This is a genomic window from Microbacterium longlingense (genome assembly GCF_058349825.2).
In genome coordinates this window covers 120887-138678 of the sequence record NZ_JBYRJA020000001.1, presented here as the reverse complement: position 1 = coordinate 138678, position 17792 = coordinate 120887, and the positions used below count along the sequence as shown (strand labels likewise).

The following is a 17792-nucleotide window of genomic DNA, read 5'->3' as shown; positions in this document are numbered from 1 at the left end:
GTCAAGCGTCCAATCTGACTCGAGGATCAAGCGCGGCGAGGATGATCTCGGTCACGAGCTGCGACAGCACCGCGATGAGCACGGCCCCCATGACCAGCACCTGCACGAGCTGGTAGTCGCGGGAGTTCACCGCCTGCACGGCCAGCTGGCCCAGGCCGCTGCGGGCGAAGATGGCTTCGATGATGATCGCGCCGCCGAACAGCTCGCCGATGCGCAGGCCGATCGCCACGACCGCAGCGCCGAGACTGGTGCGCAGCACATGGCGGTAGGTGACGCGGCGGGGTGATGCGCCCTTCGCGATCGCGAGGTCGACGAACTCCTCGCCGCGGGTGGTGAGCATGGTGGTCTGCAGGAGCCGGGCGATGCCCGGTGCCATCGCCAGCCCGAGAGCCAGCGCGGGCAGGATCAGGTACTGGATGCCGATGCCGACGTTCTCCGACAGAGCGACCTCTCCGCTGACCGGCAGGAGGCGCCAGGTGACGCCGAAGAGGATGATCAGCAGCAGTCCGACCAGGAACGCCGGCGTGGCGATCAGGAGGGTGTTGATCGCGTCCGCGGCGATCCGCGCGCCTCGCGACCGTGAGGAGCCGCCGAGGATGCCCAGCGCGAGGCCGATCACGATCATGAAGACCGCGGCGAGCAGCGCGAGAGACACCGTGCTCTCGATGCGGCTGCCGATGAGCTCCGCGACGGGGCGGTTGAAGATGTAGGACGTGCCGAGGTCGCCGCGGAACAGGCCGCCAAGCCAGGTGAGGTACTGGCTGATGAGCGGCTGGTCGAGGCCGAGCCGGGCGCGGATGGCCTCGACCTGGTCGGCTGTCGCCTCGGACCCGGCGATGGCCTGGGCCGCGTCGCCCGGCGCGAAGCGCGGCAGCAGGAAGGCGATCACGGAGGTGGCCGCGAGCACCAGCAGGATCGACGGGATCTTGCGGAGGAGGAAACGTGTCATCGGCGCACCTCGTCCGGGCGGGGGAGCGTGACGCTCGGCACGGTCGCGCACCGCGGGCGATGGATGTTCATGGGGGTCCTTGCAGACGGGGTGGCTTCCTGCGAGGGAGGCAGGAAGCCACCGTGGCTCTTACTCGTCGAGGAAGGCGCGGCCGGCATCGAGGTAGCCGCGCGCAGTGTAGGAGGCGTCGTGCACCCGGACGGACTCGACGATCTGGCCGACGACCATGACCACCACGCCGGTGAACGCCTGGTCGATGATGTACGCGCTCAGAGCGTGCAGGGCGTCGTCGTATTCGTCGGGGCCGGCGCTCTTGAGGTCGTCGCGCAACTGCACGTACTCGTCGGTCCAGAACTGGGACGGGTTCCCCTCGCGCAAGGACGGCATGACGTCGATGAGCGTGGCGGGGCCGAGGCCGTTCGTGCCGTGGAGCGGCAGGAAAGCAGGGCCCAGGTCTCCGGCGACCTGGTTCTGATCCCACGTGGTGGGTTCCTGCACCGTGATGGTCGGCGTGAGGCCGACCTCCTCCAGGTTGTTCCGCACGATCTCGGCGAGGCTGGTGCTGGAGGGCAGACCGATCACCGAGACCTCGATCGCGGCTCCCGCGGCTCCCGCCTCGGCCAGCAGCTGCCTGGCCCGCTCCGGGTCGTAGGCGTAGTGCTGCGCCAGGTCCTCGGGGTACCCGGGCGTGTTCGGCTCCCAGAACAGATCGACCGGGCGGGCGGAGGCGCCGAAGACCTGGGTCGCGATACGTTCGCGGTCGATGGCGTACTGCAGCGCCTGGCGTGCTTCCTTCTTGTCGAAGGGGGGCACGGTGGTGTCGACGCCGAGCGGATAGGCCGCCCCGGTCGAGTCGATGATGGTGAACGCGCTGTTGGAGGCGAGGGACTGCACGTCGATCGCGTTCATGGTCGTGGAGATGTCGACCCGGTCGCTGCGGACCGCGTTGAGCATCGCCGTGCTGTCGCTGATGATCGCGATCTCGATCCCGTCGAGGTACGGCTGCTCGCCCCAGTAGTCGTCGTTGCGCAGCAGCGTCGCCGAGGAGCCGGGGTTCCAGCTCTCGAACGTGAACGGTCCGGTGCCGACCAGCTGCGATCCGTCTGCGACCCCCGTGAACGTCTCCGCATCGACGATGTAGGCGTATTCGAAGAGGTCGAACACGTTCGACGTCGGAGCGGCGAAGACGATCGTGAGCTCGGTCGGGCTGGTCGCCTCGATGGACGAGAAGCTGCGGGCGATATAGCCGACCTGGGAGTTGTTCTGCGGGTCTGCCGCCGCTTCGAGCGAGAACGCGACGTCGTCGGCCGTCATGGCCCGGCCGGAGTGGAACGTGACGTCGTCCCGGACCGTGATGTCCATGGTGAGGCCGTCCTCGGAGACGGTCCATCCGGTCGCCAGCAGCGGCTGCGGCTGCATGCTCTCGTCGTAGCGTGTGAGGGTCTCGAACACGTTGGAGGCCCACGAGCCGTTGCCGGCCCGACCCGCCAGCAGGTTCGCGGGTTGGAGATCGCCGCTCTGGGCGACCGTGAGAGTGCCCCCCTCGACGGGGGCGGCGGTCTCTCCGCCGGTGCTCTGTTCGAGCTGGACGGCGGACTGGCAGCCGGTGAGCGCGAGCGTGAGCACCGCGATTCCGGCTATGGCGGTCGAGAGTCTCTGGCGTGCCGTGGTCAACATCGGTGTTGGCTCCTCGTCATTGAGTGTGGCTCAGGCTGGGAGAAAACCTAGCGAGTACTTAGTAGATTTGCAAGCATGGACTTGCGCTGAGAGGGTGGCAATCGTTTGACGATAGGAGTTCCTGTGACAGCTGACGACGCCGCCGATGCCGCAGACGCGCCCCCGCATGCCGGGATGGCGACCGGCGAGCCGGAGCCGGCTCCGGCGCTGACCGGGTGGCGTCATACGCTTGCCATGCTGAAGGTCGGCGTGATCGGCTTCGGCGGGGGCAGCGCGCTCATCCCCGTGATGGAGAAGGAGCTCGTCCGCCGCGGCGGCCTCAGCCAGGGCGAGTTCGTGCAGGACGCCGTGATCGCCAACATCACCCCCGGGGCGTTGCCGGTCAAGCTCGCCGCCCTGTCGGGGACCCGGCTGGGCGGCCTGCGGCTCGCGGCGAGCGGCGCGCTCGCCGTCGCCCTCCCCGGCACGCTGCTCACCGTCGGCCTCCTGGCGCTGTTCGCCAACCTGGGCCCGCAGGCGATCACGACCATCGAGTTCGCCTCGCTCGGGATCACCGCGTTCATCCTCTACCTCCTCGCGCACTACGTGCTCAAGGTGATCGCGCCAGGGGGCGTGCTGGGCGTGGTGCCCCTCATCATCGCGATCGTGGCTTTCCTGCTCACCGGTGCGGGGAAGACCGTCCTGCTCGGCGGCGAGGTGATCGGCAGCCGGGAACCGTTCCCGCTCGTGCTGCCGGAGCTGTCCGCGCTCGGCCTGGTGCTCGTCGCGCTGGCCGCCATCAGCCTGTTCTCGCTGTGGCAGTACATGCGCGGCCATCACCGTCGCGCGGGCGATCCGGAGCCGCTGACGCCGTCTCGCCCGCGGCAGACCCGGCGTGCGGTGCGGGCCAGTGTCGGGCTGGCGGTGCTGGCCGGCGTCGCCCTGCTCGTCGCCGTGGCCGTCCCGCCGGTCGGCGAGCACGTGTTCCCCATGCTCGCCGTGCTGATGTCGACACTGACGTCGTTCGGCGGCGGCGAGGCCTATGTCGGTGTCGCCGACGGGTTCTTCGTCGCGTCCGGTTCGGTGGAGCAGTCGGTGTTCTACGGCCAGATCGTGCCGGTCGCCAATGCCCTCCCCGGTCCGATCCTGGTGAAGATCGCCGCCGGGATCGCCTTCATCATCGGCGCGGAGCAGGGGTGGGCGCTCGCCGGGGCCGCCTTCCTCCTGGCGGTCGCCTCGTGCAGCGCGGTGGCGGTGATGGTCCTTGCCGGATACGATCGCGCGCGGGACTCGCTCCTGGTCCGCAACGTGTCGACCTTCATCCTCCCCGTCATCTGCGGTCTGCTGGCATCCACGGCCGTGTCGATGCTCCACTCCAACGCGCGCATCGCCGGGGAGGCCGGGCTCCCCGCGTGGGCCGCGATCGGCGGCAGCATCCTGCTCGCCGCCTCCGTGCCGTTCCTGCACCGGATCGGGCGGATTCCCGACATCGCGCTGATCGTGGTCTTCGGCGCCATCACCCTGGTGGTGCTGCGCACGCTCGCCTGAGAGCCCCGGGGCGAGGTGCGGCCTCCCGCCGCACCCGGATGACCCGCGCGGACACCACGCCGTGCGGGTCATCGGCGTGCCGGCGCGGCGCGCCCCGCGCCCTGCTCCCACACCCCGGGCCGTGCACTTCTGCACGACCGGGGGTGTGGTCTTGGCACTTCTGCGGGGGTTAACGGCTCCCTAATGTGCAAGAAACAGCCCAGAAACAAAGGAGTTGATGTGCATCATGCGTGACATCGGACACTACGTGAACGGAACACTCGTCGACGGAACGTCGGGGCGCTTCGCCGACGTCTACGACCCGAGCGAGGGCGTCGTCCAGGCGCGGGTCGCCCTGGCCACGGCCGACGAGGTCGCCGACGCGATCACGGTGGCCGAGCGGGCGCAGGTCGACTGGGCCGCCCAGAACCCGCAGAAGCGCGCGCGTGTGCTGCAGCGCTTCCTGACGCTCATCGAGGGCGAGCGCGACAGCCTCGCCCGCCTCCTCTCCCGTGAGCACGGCAAGACCTTCGACGACGCCCAGGGCGACATCCAGCGGGGGCTCGAGGTGATCGAGTTCTGCCTCGGTGCGCCGCACCTGCTCAAGGGCGAGTACTCCACGGGTGTCGGCCGCGGCATCGACGTCTACAGCATGCGGCAGCCGCTCGGCGTCGTCGCCGCGATCACGCCGTTCAACTTCCCCGCCATGATCCCGCTGTGGAAGATCGGCCCGGCGCTGGCCGCGGGCAACGCGGTGATCCTCAAGCCCAGCGAACGCGACCCTTCCGTGCCCCTGCGCATCGCAGAGCTGTTCACCGAGGCCGGTCTGCCGGCCGGTGTCCTCAACGTCGTCAACGGAGACAAGGAGGCCGTCGACGCGCTCCTCACCGACCCGCGGATCCGCGCGGTGGGCTTCGTCGGCTCCACGCCGATCGCCGAGTACGTCTACGCGACAGGAACCGCTCATGGCAAGCGCGTGCAGGCCTTCGGGGGTGCCAAGAACCACCTGGTGATCATGCCGGACGCCGACCTGGAGCAGGCCGCAGACGCTCTCATCGGAGCGGGCTACGGCTCGGCCGGGGAGCGCTGCATGGCGATCTCGGTGGCTGTTCCGGTGGGCGAAGAGGTCGCCGACAAGCTGGTGGCGAAGCTGACGGAGCGGATCGCCAAGCTGCGCGTCGGCCCCGCCCTCGCCGAGGGATCCGACTACGGCCCGGTGATCACCGCCGAGGCGCGGGCGCGCATCATCGCCATGATCGACGCGGGTGTCGCCGAGGGGGCCACCCTGGTCACCGACGGCCGTGACCTCGTGGTGGAGGGGCACGAGGACGGCTACTACGTCGGCCCGACGCTGTTCGACAACGTCGAGCGCGAGCACAGCGTCTACCGCGACGAGATCTTCGGACCGGTTCTGTCCGTCCTGCGCGCGCACAGCTACGAGGAGGCGCTCGAGCTGGTCAACACGCACGAGTACGGCAACGGCGTGGCGATCTACACCCGCGACGGTGACTCCGCGCGCGACTTCGCGAGCAAGGTCGACGTCGGCATGGTCGGCGTCAACGTGCCCATCCCCGTCCCGATCGCGTACTTCACCTTCGGCGGCTGGAAGCGCTCGTCGTTCGGCGACCTGAACCAGCACGGCACGGACGCCTTCCGCTTCTACACCAAGACGAAGACGGTCACGAGCCGCTGGCCCTCGGGGATCCGTGAGGGCGCGAGCTTCGTCATGCCGACGATGTGACCGCGACGGCGATGATCCAAGGAAGATGAAGGAGTCTCCGATGAAGATCGCATGGATCGGTCTGGGAAACATGGGCGCGCCGATGGTGCGCAACCTGCTCGCCGCCGGGCACGAGGTGCGCGGCTTCGATCTCTCCGAGCAGGCGCGACAGGAGGCCGCCGCGGCGGGCGCGGTGATCGCCGCGTCTGCCGCGGAGGCCGCGGACGGCGTGGATGCCGTGATCACGATGCTGCCGCGCGCGCAGCACGTCGCGGCCGTGCTGGCGGCCGAGGGAGGGCTGTTCGAGAGCGTTGCGCCCGGCACGCTGTTCATCGACAGCTCGACCATCGATGTGGCCAGCGCCGCCCGTTTCCACGCCCTCGCCGGCGAGCACGGCCACGTCTTCCTGGACGCCCCCGTCTCTGGCGGGGTCGGGGGAGCGGCCGCCGGAACGCTGACGTTCATGGTCGGCGGCGACGAGGCGATCCTCGAACGTGCGCGCCCGCTGTTCGACGCGATGGGCTCGCGGATCTTCCACCTCGGCGGCCCCGGCCGCGGGCAGGCGGCGAAGATCGCCAACAACATGATGCTCGCCATCTCCACGGCAGCCCTTGTGGAGGGGGTGGCGCTGGCCGAACGGCTCGGCCTCGATCACCGCGGGTTCGCCGAGCTGGTCACCGCGTCTTCCGGCGACAGCTGGGCGGTGCGCTCGTGGTATCCGGTCGCGGGCATCGTCGACTCCGCGGCCGCCAACCGCGGTTTCGAGCCAGGGTTCTCGATCGACCTGCTCGCGAAGGACCTCGGCCTCGCTCTCGACGCCGCCGACGGCCTGCCGTTGCGATACGCGCAGCAGGTGGCCGACGATCTCGACCGCCTCATCGCGGACGGCCACGGCGGACGCGACTCGACCTACCTGCTGTCGCTCGTCGACCCGGAGATGACCGGGAGGGCCGCGGACGACACCAGCTCCTGAGCGCCGGTGCAACCGGCCGGCCCCCACCGGGGCTGCCGGGAGCGCCTGTGTTCGCTGCGCCCCCCGGGCCGCAGCTCTCTGCCCGGTGCGCGGCAGCCCGCGCACCGGGGGCAACTCCTCTTCACGAGAAAGGCGATTCAATGGAGAGTCCCACAACGTCCGAGCGTGTCGCGTCGAGCGACGCGCGACAGAGCTCCGGAAACCTGCGCCGCGTCGTCGCAGCCTCGATGGCGGGCACCGTCGTCGAATGGTACGAGTTCTTCCTCTACGCCACCGCGGCGACCCTGGTGTTCGGCCCGCTCTTCTTCCCGTCGACGGGGAACCCGCTCGACGGGGTCATCGCGGCCATGCTCACCTACGCGGTCGGCTTCATCGCCCGGCCGCTGGGCGGCCTCGTGTTCGGTCACTTCGGCGACAAGTACGGGCGCAAGAAGCTGTTGCAGTTCTCGCTGCTGCTCGTCGGCGCTGCGACCTTCGCGATGGGGCTGCTGCCCACGTTCCACCAGATCGGATACTGGGCGCCGGTGATCCTGGTTCTGCTGCGGTTCCTGCAGGGATTCGCGGTCGGCGGGGAATGGGGCGGCGCCGTGCTGCTCATCGCCGAGCACAGCCCGGACAACCGCCGCGGCTTCTATGCCAGCTTCCCGCAGGCTGCCGTGCCGGTGGGCAACCTGCTCGCGACCGGGGTGATGCTCCTGCTCAGCTCGATCATGCCGGAGAATGCCTTCCTGGAGTGGGGCTGGCGCATCGGGTTCTTCCTCTCGGCGGTCATCGTCTTCATCGGCTGGTACATCCGCTCCCGCGTCGAGGACGCGGAGATCTTCACCGCGGCGATGGAGAAGGCCGAGGCGGAGCGGGCCTCCAGCGCCCCCCTGCTCGAAGTGGTCCGGCGCTACCCGCGCAACCTCCTCACCGCGATGGGCATCCGCATCGTCGAGAACATCTGGTACTGGATCGTCGCGACGTTCACCATCACCTATCTCAACCAGCTCGACGTCCCCACCGCCCAGATCCTGCAGATGCTGCTGCTGGCGCACTTCGCGAACATCTTCGTGATCCCCCTGGTCGGACACCTCTCCGATCGCCTCGGACGCAAGCCCGTCTACATCACGGGCGTCATCCTGGCGGGGATCTACACCTTCGTGATGTTCCCGCTGCTGGACACCCGCGATCCGTGGCTGGCGTTCGTCGGCATCGCCCTCGGGTTGTTCATCTGGTCGGTGATGTACGCCCCGCAGCCGGCGCTCATGGCCGAGATGTTCCCCACGCGGATGCGGTACTCCGGCGTCTCGATCGGCTACCAGGTGACGGCGATCTTCGCCGGATCGCTCGCTCCTGTCATCGCGACCTCGCTCCTGCGGGACTACGGCACCTGGGTGCCGATCGCGATCTATGTCGCGATCGCGGCCGTCATCTCGCTCATCGCAGCGCTGTTCCTGCGTGAGACGCGGGGCAGCTCGCTGCACGATCTCGATGCCGATGATGCGGCGGAGCAGCGCTCCTGACGGCGTCGGACAGCAGCCGCACCACCGGTGCGGCTGCTGTCCGTTCATCTGAATAGAGTGGCGGCATGACTCTGCGTGCGGACGACCTCATCATCTTCGCGGAGGTCGCGCGATCCGGGAGTTTCGGGCGTGCGGCGGAAGCGCTCGGCGTCGACCACAGCACCATCTCGCGGCGGATCGCGGAGCTGGACAGGCAGATGGGCGCGCCGATCGTCGCGCGTTCCGCGCGGGGCGTACGACTGACCGAGCTCGGCGAGCTCCTGCTCGATTCCTCGCTGCGGATGGAGCAGGCGCTGCGCGAGGCGGAACAGCTCTCCTCCGCCACGGCGGGCGGTGCGGAACAGGTGTCCGGCCTGTTGCGCGTGAGCAGCGTCGAGGGGTTCGGGAAGGCATTCGCGACGCCAGCGCTGGCGCGCCTGATCGCGCAGAACCCGGCGCTGTCGATCGAGATGTCGACCGGCACGCGGCCGATCCCGCAGACCATCGCGGCCGATGTGGAGATCGGCCTGGCCGCCTCCGAGCGCCGGATGGCGCACAACTACGTTCTCACGACCTACCATCTCGCGCTCTACGCCTCCCACGGGTATCTCGCGTCCCGCGGAGCGCCCCGCAGCCTCGACGAGGTCTCCGACCACCCGATCATCTACTACGTCGAGCCGGAGATGCGCGTCGATCAGCTCGTGATGATGCACCGCTACTTCCCCGCGGCCAACATCCGCTTCGGTTCGCCGAACGTGTTCATGCAGGTCGGGGCGACCGTCGCCGGGGCGGGCATCGGACTGCTCCCGTTCTTCCTGGCGCGATCCGAGCCCGATCTCGTGCACGTGCTCCCGGACGACTTCCACGCGGAGCTGGAGCTGCACGCGAGCATCGCCGACCGGCCGTCGACCCATCCCGCGGCCAGCGCCTTCATGCGCGAGCTGGCCGCGGAGATCGGCGGTCGGCGCGGCGAGCTCCTGCTGCCAGGGCGCTGAGCGGCGGCGTCGGCCGATGGGCGCCGGGCGACGTGGCGGTTCTGTCTGCTCCGCGGGCCCCCGTCACAGCGCGTGCGGGGCGACGGCGTGGTACCCGCTCCGGAAGAACAGCAGCGGGCGGACGTCCTCCGCCGTCCCGAGCGCGCGGACGGCGCCGACGACGATCGTGTGATCCCCGCCGGCGTGCTCGGCGTGCAGATCGCACTCGATCCACGCGACGGCGCCGTCCAGCACGGGGGAGCCCCCGGGCGCAGGCCGCCACGAGACCCCGGCGAACTTGTCGGAGCCGGATCGGGCGAACTGGGTGCTGAGGCCGGCGTGGTCTTCGGCGAGGATGTTCACGACGAAGCGCCCGATGCGGCGGATCTCCGGCCACGTCGAGGAAGACCGCGCCGGGGCGAAGGAGATCAGCGGCGGGTCGAGCGAGAGCGATGAGAACGACTGGCAGGTGAAGCCCCGGGGTGCGTCGTCCTGCGCGGCGGTGATCACGGTCACCCCGGTGCAGAAGCTGCCGAGGACGCGGCGCATCACGCCGGGGTCGATGACCGCGGCGGGTTCGGTGGTCTGTGCGGGCACGGCTGCCTCCTTCTGGGGGTCGTGCTCGTCGGACGCGCGGTCCGCGAGCCGGAATCACGGCCCCGTTCGACGACGATCGCGGCCGATCCCGTCGACGGTAACCGCGCCCGGCATCCGCCCGGTATCCGCTCTCCGCGCGGTCCTGTCCGTTATCGGCGTCGTCGGCTCAGGGGCCCGCCGGCCGACGACCACCGTGCTGAACGCCGTCTCGACGATCTCGGCTGCCGGCAGCCCCGTCTCGGCGAGCACCGCGAGATACGTCTCGGCGGTCAGCGGAGGCACGGGCCCCGCGGCCTCCGCTGGCGGCTCGCGGAGATCGGGCACGAGCGCCCGGGTCTCCGCCCACCAGGCCTCCCAGGGCGACGGGCCGGTCGTCGTCTCGGGATCGTCGATGCCGCCGGACGCGAAGCGCTCCGCGGTGACGAGTATCCCCGCGGGCGAGAGGGGGGCGCGGATGCCGCGGTGCAGCGTCACGAGACCGGCGCGGTCGAAGGAGTGCACGAACGCCGACGAGACCACCGCGTCGAAGGGGCCGAGCCTCCGCAGCAGCCGGTGCGCCGCGGCGGTGCCCATCCGCGCGCACCGGAACGCGATGGATCCCGGCATCGCCGCCTCGGCGATGGCGATGAGCCGGGCATCCGTGTCGACGCCGACCACGCGGGCGTCGGGGAGAGCCGCCGCGATGCGGGCGGTGAGGGTCCCCGGCCCGCAGCCGAGGTCGAGGATCCGCGCCCGGGGCCCCGCGTGCGCGCGCACCAGCTCGATTACCCGCTCCCAGCGCTCGGCGTGGTCGGGGAAGTACGCGTGGTGCATGCGATCCCACGCCGCGCAGCGCTCCCGCGCGATCTCCGCCGGCACGGCGGGCCGGGCCGTCACGAGCCCGCCAGCCGGCCGGGCAGCACGACCGGGATGCCGCCGGCATCCGCGAGCATGGGCGCATCGGGGTAGAGCGCGCGCAGGGTGCCCTCTGTCACGACATCGCCGACCGGTCCCGAGATCGCGGTCGTGCCGTCGCGGGAGAGCACCACCGCGTCGTCGCAGAACCACAGCACGTGATTCGGGTCGTGCGAGCACACCAGGACGCCCTTGCCGCTCTCGTCCGCGAGCGCGCGGATCGTGTGCCAGATGAGGTTCTGGTTGCCGAAGTCGAGGCTCGCGGTCGGCTCGTCGAAGAGGAGGTACGGAGTGTCCTGCGTGAGGGCCCGTGCTATGAGGACGAGCTGGCGCTGGCCGCCGCTGAGCGACGGGAAGCTCCGCTCGGCCAGCGGCAGCAGCCCGACCCGGTCGAGGTTGTCGAGCGCCAGGACGACGCTCTCCCGGCTGGGCCCGAACAGTGAGCCGCCACGCGCCGTGGCACCCATCGTGACCATGTCGCGCACCGTGTGCGGGAAACCGCCGAGGTGGTCCTGCGGCACGAGCGCGAGGTTCCGGGCGGTGCGGCGGGCCGACCAGCCGCGCGTCGGCGCGCCGTCGATCTCGACCTCGCCGGAGTGGGGCAGCAGTCCCAGGATGCAGCGGAACAGCGTCGACTTGCCGGTGCCGTTCGGTCCGAACAGCGCCGTGACGCGGCCCGGCGGCACCGTCAGCGACACCCGGTCGAGCACCGGCGCGGTCTCGAAGGCGAACGATAGGGCGCTCACATCCACGCTCATGCCGTCCCCCAGTGGGTCGAGCGCCGCCGCAGCAGCAGGATCAGGAACGGCGCGCCCACCATCGACGTGATGATGCCGATGGGCAGCTCGCCCGAATGCAGGGTGCGCGCGATGTCGTCGCAGACCACGAGGAACGCCGCCCCCAGGAAGGCCGACATTGGCACGACCGCGCGGTTGTCGGTGCCGACGATCAGACGCGCCGCGTGCGGGATCAACAGGCCGACCCACGCGATCACGCCAGACACCGAGACCGCCACCGCGGTGAGCGCGGTCGCGGTCACCACGACGCCCGCTCGCAGCGGGCGCGGCGCGACGCCCAGCGCCCGGCACTGCTCATCGCCGAGGGTCAGCAGGTTCAGCCGCCAGCCCAGCGCGCTCAGCACGACAACGCCGACCGCGGTCAACGGCAGCACCGCCCACACCTGGTGCCACTCGGCGGAGTAGAAGCCGCCCATGATCCAGAACACCAGACGCCGCAGCTGGGCGTCAGACCCGACGTACTGGAAGATCGAGAACAGCGCCATGAAGAACGACCCCACCACGATGCCCGACAGCACGAGCACGAGGGTCGACCGCTCTCCGCGCGTGCGCGAGACCAGGAAGGTCAGGCTGACCGCGGTGATCCCGCCGAGGAAGGCGAAGACCGCGAGCGGCGCGGGGATCGCGAAGACGACCACGAGGCCCGCGCCGAATGCCGCGCCGGACGACACTCCCAGCACGTAGGGCTCCACGAGCGGGTTGCGGAAGGTCGCCTGGAACGCCGCCCCGCTCACCGCGAGGGCCGCGCCCACGGCGGCGGAGAGGATGATGCGCACGAGCCGGATGTCCCAGATCACCGTCGTGTGCACCGACACCGCCTCTCCACCGGTGATCTTCGCGGCGATCGTGACGCCGACGTCGCGCAGCGGGATGACGTAGGCGCCGATCGCCAGCGACACCAGGCAGACGATGACCAGCAGGACGCCGGCGACGACCACCGCGTTCCGCGTGCGCGCGCTGCGGGCGACAGCATCCTGCAGCGCGTCGGAAGCCTCGACTGCCGGCCGCGGGCCGGGCACTAGCCCTCGTCCTCGGGGGTCCACTTCTGGTTCTCGATCGCCTCGTGCGCCTCGTCGGCGGTGAGGCCGTAGACGTCCTGGTAGAACCGCAGCTCGCGCTCGTGCACATCGACGTCGGCGAACTGCTCGGGGTAGAGCATCGCGGCCGCCTTGAGTAGCGCGATCGGGGTCTCGATCGTGGGACGCCACTCGTCGTAACCGAGATCGACGATCCGGTCGTTCCGCAGGGCGCTCAGGTCGCGCAGCGACGCCCAGTTGAGGCCTATGTTCTCGCCCGCTCGGATCTGGTCGACCGAGAGGTAGCCCTCGTGGCCGATCACGATCAGCGCGCCCGGGTCGAGGGCGACCAGCTGCTCCTCGGAGATCGGGAGGAACGGGCCGCTCCCGGTGGCGACGTTGTTCGCGCGCAGCAGGCCGGTGAGCAGGTGCGACTGCACGCTGTCTGGGCCCATCAGGTAGTTGGTCGTGGCGAAAATCGCGGCATCCGGACGTTCGTTCTCCGGAAGATCGGGGATGCGGGCGGTCACCTCGGCGATGCCCTCCTCGACGGTGGCGATCACCGCATCCGTGTCGTCGCGCCGGTCGTAGACCTGGCCGATCAGGTCGACGATCTCCCAGGAGCGGTCGAGCGTGGCCTCCTCGAAGTTGGATGGCGACATCATCGCCACGACCGGGATGCCGAGCGCCTCGATCTGGTCGATGATGCCCTGGTGCATCTCCCTGTTCTCCGGACTGTTCGCCCAGGCCTCGAGGAAGACGACCTCGGGGTCGAGCGACGCGATCGTCTCGTAGTTGAGTCCGCTCCAGGGTGAGCCGACGTTGGCGGCCTGCTCGAGCTCCGGCACGACGGTCAGGCGGAAGGGCTGCAGGGAGTTCGGGTCTGCTCCGACGATCGTGCCGGCCTCGCCGAGGATCTCCAGCGTCTTCGAGACGAGGCCCTCCCACTCCAGCACGACGATGCGGTCGGGGCTCGCCGGCACCTCGACGGTGCGCTCCCACTGGTCGGTGACGGTGATCGTCTCGGGGGCGGTCTGCTCCGCGGCGGGTGCGCCGGCGTCGCATCCGGCGGCGGAGACGACCGCAAGGGCGATCGCGGAGGCGAGGAGGATCCGGGGAAGAGTGCGCATCAGGCTCCTTATTGAGAATAATTATCAATAAGGTTAGCCCATGACGGGCGTGCCTCGCGTCGTCCACCGTCTCGGCTCGTCGACGGGTTCTGCACCGATGCCGGGAAACCGCCATCTGCGACTCGTGGGCGGTGGCAATCTGGGCGGATCACGTGCAGGATGAAGGAGTGATCACCGTGACCGATCCCCAGGTGTGGAGCGTCATCGCCGTGCTGGCGGCGGCGTTCGCGACCATGATCGGCCTGTCGGCGGGGTCGACCAGGTCCATGGGCCGCGCCCTCGGCGCGCAGATCGAAGGGCTGCGCACCGAGATGGTGCTGCGCTTCGAGCGCGTCGACGAGCGGTTCGAGCGGGTCGAGCACCGTCTCGAGAGGGTCGAGGTCCGTCTCGACAACGTCGAGGGAAGACTCGACCGGCTCGAGAAACGCGTCGACGACATCGACCGCGACGTGCAGACGATCACCCGACGGGTGATGCCGGACTGAGGTCTCCGCGCAGCGGCGTCAGGCATGCCTCGCGAGTCTCGCCTCCAGCGTCGCTTTCACGGCGGGCCACTCCGGCTCGAGGATCGAGTACTCCACGCTGTCGCGCAGGGCGCCGTTGCGATAGCGCGACATCGCGCGCATCACGCCGTCCTGCTTCGCGCCGAGCCGTTCGATCGCGGCACGTGACTGGAAGTTGACCCACTGGGTCGTGAGCCCCACCCGGTAGACCCCGAGAGTCTCGAAGGCATGGGTGAGCAGCAGCAGCTTGGACTCGGCGTTCGTCCCCGTGCCGTGCGCGGAGGGGCGGTTCCACGTGAAGCCGATGTGCAGACGCGGCACCGCGGCGACGATGTCGTAGAAGGTCGTCATGCCCAGCACCTTCCCCTGGGGATCGAATGCCGTGAAGGGCACCATCTCGCCCTTGTCCAGGAGCGCGAGGCGCCGGTCGATCTCGGCGGCCACCCCCTCGGGGGCGGGCACCGAGGTGTACCAGGCGGTCTCCCAGAGGTTTCCCTCCCGGACGGCGTCGACCAGGCCGTCGTGGTGGGAGCGTTCGAGGGGACGCAGCTCGACGACGCGACCGGTGAGCGTGACGGGGGTGAGCGGGGCGCGGAAGGTCATGAGTTCATTCAAGCAGGCGGAATGCGCTGTCCGGCCGCCCCCGGGTCGGCAACCGCCCGTAGTCTGAGGGCATGACCGCATCCGCGACGCCGCGCGAGGAGCGCATCGTGCGCACGGACGACGGGCGCCGCCTGCGCACGATCGTGGCCGGTGAGGGCGAGGACCTCGTGGTGCTCGAAGCGGGGCTCGGAGCGAGCGGGCTGTTCTGGGGTCCGGTGCAGGATCGCATCGCGACGGCGACGCGCGTGGTCGCCTATGACAGAGCGGGGTACGGTGCGAGCGACCGGGCGCCAGGGCCCCGCGACCTGGCCCGGCTCTCCGCCGACCTCTGCGCGGTGGTCGAGGCCTTCCCGCACCGTCGTCTCGTGCTGGTCGGGCACAGCTGGGGCGGTCCGATCGTGCGCGCCGCCGCCACGCGCCTCCGCGCCGCCGGGCATGGGCCGGCCGGCATCGTGCTGGTCGATCAGAGCGACGAGCACTGCGCCCTGTTCTTCTCGCGAGCGCTCGCGGTGACCGCCGCCGCCCAGCGCGCACTGCTGGTGCCCCTGGCACGCGTCGGGCTGCTGCGCCTGCTCGCCCGGCAGATGGTCGGCGCGCTCCCGGCGCCCCTGCGCGATGAGGCGGCGCTGGCCTCATCCTCGGTCGCCGCCGCGCGGGCGATGGCAGCGGAGGATCGCTGCATCACGGCGGGGCTGCGTGGCCTGCGCGATCACCCGCCGGACCTCGGCGGCGTGCCGGTCCGGGTGATCTCCGGGCAGGTGTCCGGATGGTCGGATCGGGTGATCCGTGCTGCGGTGATCGCGGCGCACCGCGAGACGGCCGACGAGCTGCCGGGCGGACGGTTCGTGCCGGCCGAACGCTCCGGGCATCTCGTCCCGGTCACGGAGCCCGATCTCGTCGCCGCGCACGCGCGTGACCTCGTCGAAGGTCTGCCCTGAGCGACCCCGGCGACGATCCCGAGACCGCGTGCGGGAGAACGTGTTTATGCTGGTGACATGCCGGTCCTGCTCTCGGTCCTCACTCTGATCCTCATGGCCGTCGCGCTCGTGGACATCATCACGCGCGATGAGAGCCAGGTGAAGCATCTGCCCAAGCTGTTCTGGATCATCCTGGTGATCATCCTGCCCTTCGTCGGCAGCATCATCTGGTTCGGCGTGGGACGCGAGTACAGCGGAGCCGGTATCCGGATGCCGCAGCGGACCGTGCGGCAGGCCCCGCAGCAGGGACAGCCGCCGATCGCGCCGGTCGCCTTCGACCGCCGCACCACAGAGGAGCAGATGGCGGACCTCGACCGTGAGATCGAGGAGTGGCGGCTGCGCACGGAGATCGAGAAGCGCAAGAAGGAGCAGGCGCAGCGGGAGCAGGGCGACCCGGGCGACCCGGCCTGATCCGCGCGCCGCTCTCTCAGCGCCGCACGATGTCGGCGAGCGCCGCGTCGAGCGTCGGGTGCCGGAACAGGAAACCCGCAGCCTGCAGGCGCTCCGGGAGGACCCAGCGGCTCTTGAGGACGAGCTCGGTCTCGGTGCGGATCGCGATGGCGCCCAGCTCGAGCATCCACCGCGGCATCGGCAGCCCGAACGGCACGCCGACCGCACGGCGGATGGCCGCCATGAACGCGACGTTGTCGACCGGGGCTGGCGCGGCCGCGTTCACGGCGCCGTCGAGTTCCTGATGCGTCTCGAGGAAGTCGATCGCGCGCACCACGTCGTCGATGTGGATCCAGCTCACCCGCTGACGTCCACGGAGCGCGCCGGGGTCGTGCGCCGTGCCGGCTTCACGCCTGGCCGGCGACACCGGCCACCAGCCGTCGCGCTGCGTGCCGCCCAGCCCGAGGCTGGCCAGCCGCTGCAGGGGGCCCAGCACGCCGTCGTCGCCCAGCACGATCGCGGTGCGCATCGCCACCCGTCGTGTCGCGGGCAGCTCGGCGGCGAACAGCGCTCGCTCCCATGCCCTGGCCACCTCCACCGAGAACCCGGATCCGAGCTGCCCGCTCGACTCGGTCATCGGACGATCATCGGCGTGCCGGTAGATCGTGGCGGTGGAGGAGTTGATCCACACCGGAGGGGGAGCGGACGAGGCGGCGATCGCCCGGCTGAGCGCATCGGTGGTGGCCAGCCGCGAGCGGAAGATCTCGGCGCGATTCTCCGGGGCGTACCGGCAGTTGACGCTCTTCCCGGCGAGACCGACGACGAGCGCAGACCCGTCGACGGCGCGACGGATGCCGTCGTGGTCATCCCAGGTGAGATCCCCGCCGCGACGCGAGATCGTCACGACCTCCCGGTCCGCCGCGCCGTAGTGCGCGGCCAGGTGGCGCCCCAGGAAACCGGACGCGCCCCCGATCACGACCCGTCCGTCGCTCATGCGTCCTCCTCGACGCGATACGTGAACGTCCCGGCGTACCCGTAGACGCGGCCGACTCCGGGGACGTCGACGGTGAGCTCGACGCGCTGACACCCGCGGGCGTCGTCCCAGCTCTCGCGCAGGCGGATCCGCGGAGCGAATCGCGGGGGCGCCTTCACGGCGAACGGGCCGAGACGAACGCCCACGGCACGGCTGGCCAGCACGAGGGCGCCGGACTCGACGCGCACCTCGAACGAGACCGCGACGTTGCCGCCCCGGCCGAGCCGGTCGACGACGCGCCCGGGGCGCGAGAGCGTCACCGCATCCGTCATCGTCCAGGTGCGCCGCCGCAGGCGCAGCTCGCGGCGGGCGTGCGCTGCGCCGCCCCCCGTGGTGTTGCGCACCGTGAACGGCACGTTCTGCTCATCGCACGCGACCACCACCCCCGGCCGCGCGAGGAGGGCCAGAACGGGCCACAGCCAGCGCCGGGACGTTCCGACGTGCTCGAACACCCCGGAGCCGATCCCGACGGAGCCGGCCGGAACCTCCGAGAAGTAGGCACGTAGCGCCGGGTGCAGCTGGTCTGCCCGGTCACCGAGCGCCCGCAGATACGGGCCGTCGGAACGCAT

Annotated in this window: 18 protein-coding genes; 8 read left to right on the top strand and 10 right to left on the bottom strand. The window is 70.5% G+C overall.

The window, feature by feature from the left end; all coding sequences use genetic code 11:
* Position 1 precedes the first annotated feature (1 nt).
* Together AC3RXY_RS00625 and AC3RXY_RS00620 are read right to left on the bottom strand one after the other, a co-directional pair.
* Entirely contained in the window at positions 2-949 is a 948-nt protein-coding gene (locus AC3RXY_RS00625) for an ABC transporter permease (RefSeq protein ID WP_491508941.1), read from the bottom strand.
* 129 nt (positions 950-1078) lie between these two features.
* Entirely contained in the window at positions 1079-2626 is a 1548-nt protein-coding gene (locus AC3RXY_RS00620) for an ABC transporter substrate-binding protein (protein WP_491508940.1), read from the bottom strand.
* Positions 2627-2749: 123 nt separating this feature from the next.
* Here AC3RXY_RS00620 and AC3RXY_RS00615 point away from each other — a divergent pair, with 123 nt between their 5' ends.
* The 5 genes from AC3RXY_RS00615 (at position 2750) to AC3RXY_RS00595 (ending at position 9304) form a co-directional block, all read left to right on the top strand.
* A complete protein-coding gene (locus AC3RXY_RS00615; RefSeq protein ID WP_491508939.1) occupies positions 2750-4153 on the top strand; it encodes a chromate transporter in 1404 nt (467 codons plus the stop codon).
* A 223-nt stretch (positions 4154-4376) separates the two neighbouring features.
* The gene (locus tag AC3RXY_RS00610) at positions 4377-5873 is read left to right on the top strand and encodes a CoA-acylating methylmalonate-semialdehyde dehydrogenase (protein WP_491509392.1); all 1497 of its coding nucleotides are present in this window, start codon (positions 4377-4379) and stop codon (positions 5871-5873) included.
* Positions 5874-5913: 40 nt separating this feature from the next.
* On the top strand, positions 5914-6825 hold the full coding sequence (mmsB, locus tag AC3RXY_RS00605) for a 3-hydroxyisobutyrate dehydrogenase (RefSeq protein WP_491508938.1): 912 nt from the start codon (positions 5914-5916) through the stop codon (positions 6823-6825).
* A gap of 140 nt (positions 6826-6965) precedes the next feature.
* The gene (locus AC3RXY_RS00600; protein ID WP_491508937.1) at positions 6966-8330 is read left to right on the top strand and encodes an MFS transporter; all 1365 of its coding nucleotides are present in this window, start codon (positions 6966-6968) and stop codon (positions 8328-8330) included.
* Between the two features lie 65 nt (positions 8331-8395).
* Positions 8396-9304: a LysR family transcriptional regulator gene (locus AC3RXY_RS00595; protein ID WP_491508936.1), complete on the top strand. Its 909-nt coding sequence runs from the start codon at positions 8396-8398 to the stop codon at positions 9302-9304.
* 63 nt (positions 9305-9367) lie between these two features.
* On the opposite strand, the gene AC3RXY_RS00590 is transcribed toward AC3RXY_RS00595, so the two are convergent.
* From AC3RXY_RS00590 to AC3RXY_RS00570, 5 genes are read right to left on the bottom strand one after another with little or no spacing between them, the layout of a single operon-like run.
* Complete coding sequence (locus AC3RXY_RS00590; RefSeq protein WP_491508935.1) at positions 9368-9880, bottom strand: flavin reductase family protein; 513 nt, start codon at positions 9878-9880, stop codon at positions 9368-9370.
* Between the two features lie 54 nt (positions 9881-9934).
* A complete protein-coding gene (locus tag AC3RXY_RS00585; RefSeq protein ID WP_491508934.1) occupies positions 9935-10756 on the bottom strand; it encodes a class I SAM-dependent methyltransferase in 822 nt (273 codons plus the stop codon).
* Positions 10753-11520 (bottom strand): ABC transporter ATP-binding protein, encoded by a 768-nt coding sequence (locus tag AC3RXY_RS00580; protein ID WP_491508933.1) that lies wholly within the window; start codon positions 11518-11520, stop codon positions 10753-10755. Before AC3RXY_RS00580 ends, AC3RXY_RS00585 begins: the two co-directional genes overlap by 4 nt.
* An 8-nt stretch (positions 11521-11528) precedes the next feature.
* The gene (locus tag AC3RXY_RS00575; RefSeq protein ID WP_491508932.1) at positions 11529-12590 is read right to left on the bottom strand and encodes a FecCD family ABC transporter permease; all 1062 of its coding nucleotides are present in this window, start codon (positions 12588-12590) and stop codon (positions 11529-11531) included.
* Positions 12590-13717 (bottom strand): ABC transporter substrate-binding protein, encoded by a 1128-nt coding sequence (locus tag AC3RXY_RS00570; RefSeq protein ID WP_491508931.1) that lies wholly within the window; start codon positions 13715-13717, stop codon positions 12590-12592. Before AC3RXY_RS00570 ends, AC3RXY_RS00575 begins: the two co-directional genes overlap by 1 nt.
* Positions 13718-13893: 176 nt before the next feature.
* Here AC3RXY_RS00570 and AC3RXY_RS00565 point away from each other — a divergent pair, with 176 nt between their 5' ends.
* On the top strand, positions 13894-14202 hold the full coding sequence (locus tag AC3RXY_RS00565) for a hypothetical protein (RefSeq protein WP_491508930.1): 309 nt from the start codon (positions 13894-13896) through the stop codon (positions 14200-14202).
* Between the two features lie 18 nt (positions 14203-14220).
* On the opposite strand, the gene AC3RXY_RS00560 is transcribed toward AC3RXY_RS00565, so the two are convergent.
* On the bottom strand, positions 14221-14823 hold the full coding sequence (locus AC3RXY_RS00560) for a GNAT family N-acetyltransferase (protein WP_491508929.1): 603 nt from the start codon (positions 14821-14823) through the stop codon (positions 14221-14223).
* A 71-nt stretch (positions 14824-14894) separates the two neighbouring features.
* On the opposite strand from AC3RXY_RS00560, the gene AC3RXY_RS00555 reads away from it, so the two are divergent.
* Positions 14895-15761: an alpha/beta fold hydrolase gene (locus AC3RXY_RS00555; protein WP_491508928.1), complete on the top strand. Its 867-nt coding sequence runs from the start codon at positions 14895-14897 to the stop codon at positions 15759-15761.
* 57 nt (positions 15762-15818) lie between these two features.
* A complete protein-coding gene (locus AC3RXY_RS00550; protein ID WP_491508927.1) occupies positions 15819-16211 on the top strand; it encodes a PLD nuclease N-terminal domain-containing protein in 393 nt (130 codons plus the stop codon).
* A 16-nt stretch (positions 16212-16227) separates the two neighbouring features.
* Here the strand turns inward: AC3RXY_RS00550 and AC3RXY_RS00545 are convergent, their stop codons facing one another.
* A complete protein-coding gene (locus tag AC3RXY_RS00545; protein WP_491508926.1) occupies positions 16228-17184 on the bottom strand; it encodes an epimerase in 957 nt (318 codons plus the stop codon).
* Positions 17181-17792, bottom strand: coding sequence for a DUF4166 domain-containing protein (locus AC3RXY_RS00540; protein ID WP_491508925.1), 612 nt, complete (start codon positions 17790-17792; stop codon positions 17181-17183). Before AC3RXY_RS00540 ends, AC3RXY_RS00545 begins: the two co-directional genes overlap by 4 nt.

What these genes read in the sequence shown, in the direction of transcription:
- AC3RXY_RS00540 (WP_491508925.1), bottom strand. Translation starts at nt 17,792, where the DNA reads ATGCGTTCCGACGGCCCGTATCTGCGGGCGCTCGGTGACCGGGCAGAC.
- AC3RXY_RS00600 (WP_491508937.1), top strand. Translation starts at nt 6,966, where the DNA reads ATGGAGAGTCCCACAACGTCCGAGCGTGTCGCGTCGAGCGACGCGCGA.
- AC3RXY_RS00570 (WP_491508931.1), bottom strand. Translation starts at nt 13,717, where the DNA reads ATGCGCACTCTTCCCCGGATCCTCCTCGCCTCCGCGATCGCCCTTGCG.
- mmsB (WP_491508938.1), top strand. Translation starts at nt 5,914, where the DNA reads ATGAAGATCGCATGGATCGGTCTGGGAAACATGGGCGCGCCGATGGTG.
- AC3RXY_RS00560 (WP_491508929.1), bottom strand. Translation starts at nt 14,823, where the DNA reads ATGACCTTCCGCGCCCCGCTCACCCCCGTCACGCTCACCGGTCGCGTC.
- AC3RXY_RS00555 (WP_491508928.1), top strand. Translation starts at nt 14,895, where the DNA reads ATGACCGCATCCGCGACGCCGCGCGAGGAGCGCATCGTGCGCACGGAC.
- AC3RXY_RS00545 (WP_491508926.1), bottom strand. Translation starts at nt 17,184, where the DNA reads ATGAGCGACGGACGGGTCGTGATCGGGGGCGCGTCCGGTTTCCTGGGG.
- AC3RXY_RS00625 (WP_491508941.1), bottom strand. Translation starts at nt 949, where the DNA reads ATGACACGTTTCCTCCTCCGCAAGATCCCGTCGATCCTGCTGGTGCTC.
- AC3RXY_RS00595 (WP_491508936.1), top strand. Translation starts at nt 8,396, where the DNA reads ATGACTCTGCGTGCGGACGACCTCATCATCTTCGCGGAGGTCGCGCGA.
- AC3RXY_RS00620 (WP_491508940.1), bottom strand. Translation starts at nt 2,626, where the DNA reads ATGTTGACCACGGCACGCCAGAGACTCTCGACCGCCATAGCCGGAATC.
- AC3RXY_RS00550 (WP_491508927.1), top strand. Translation starts at nt 15,819, where the DNA reads ATGCCGGTCCTGCTCTCGGTCCTCACTCTGATCCTCATGGCCGTCGCG.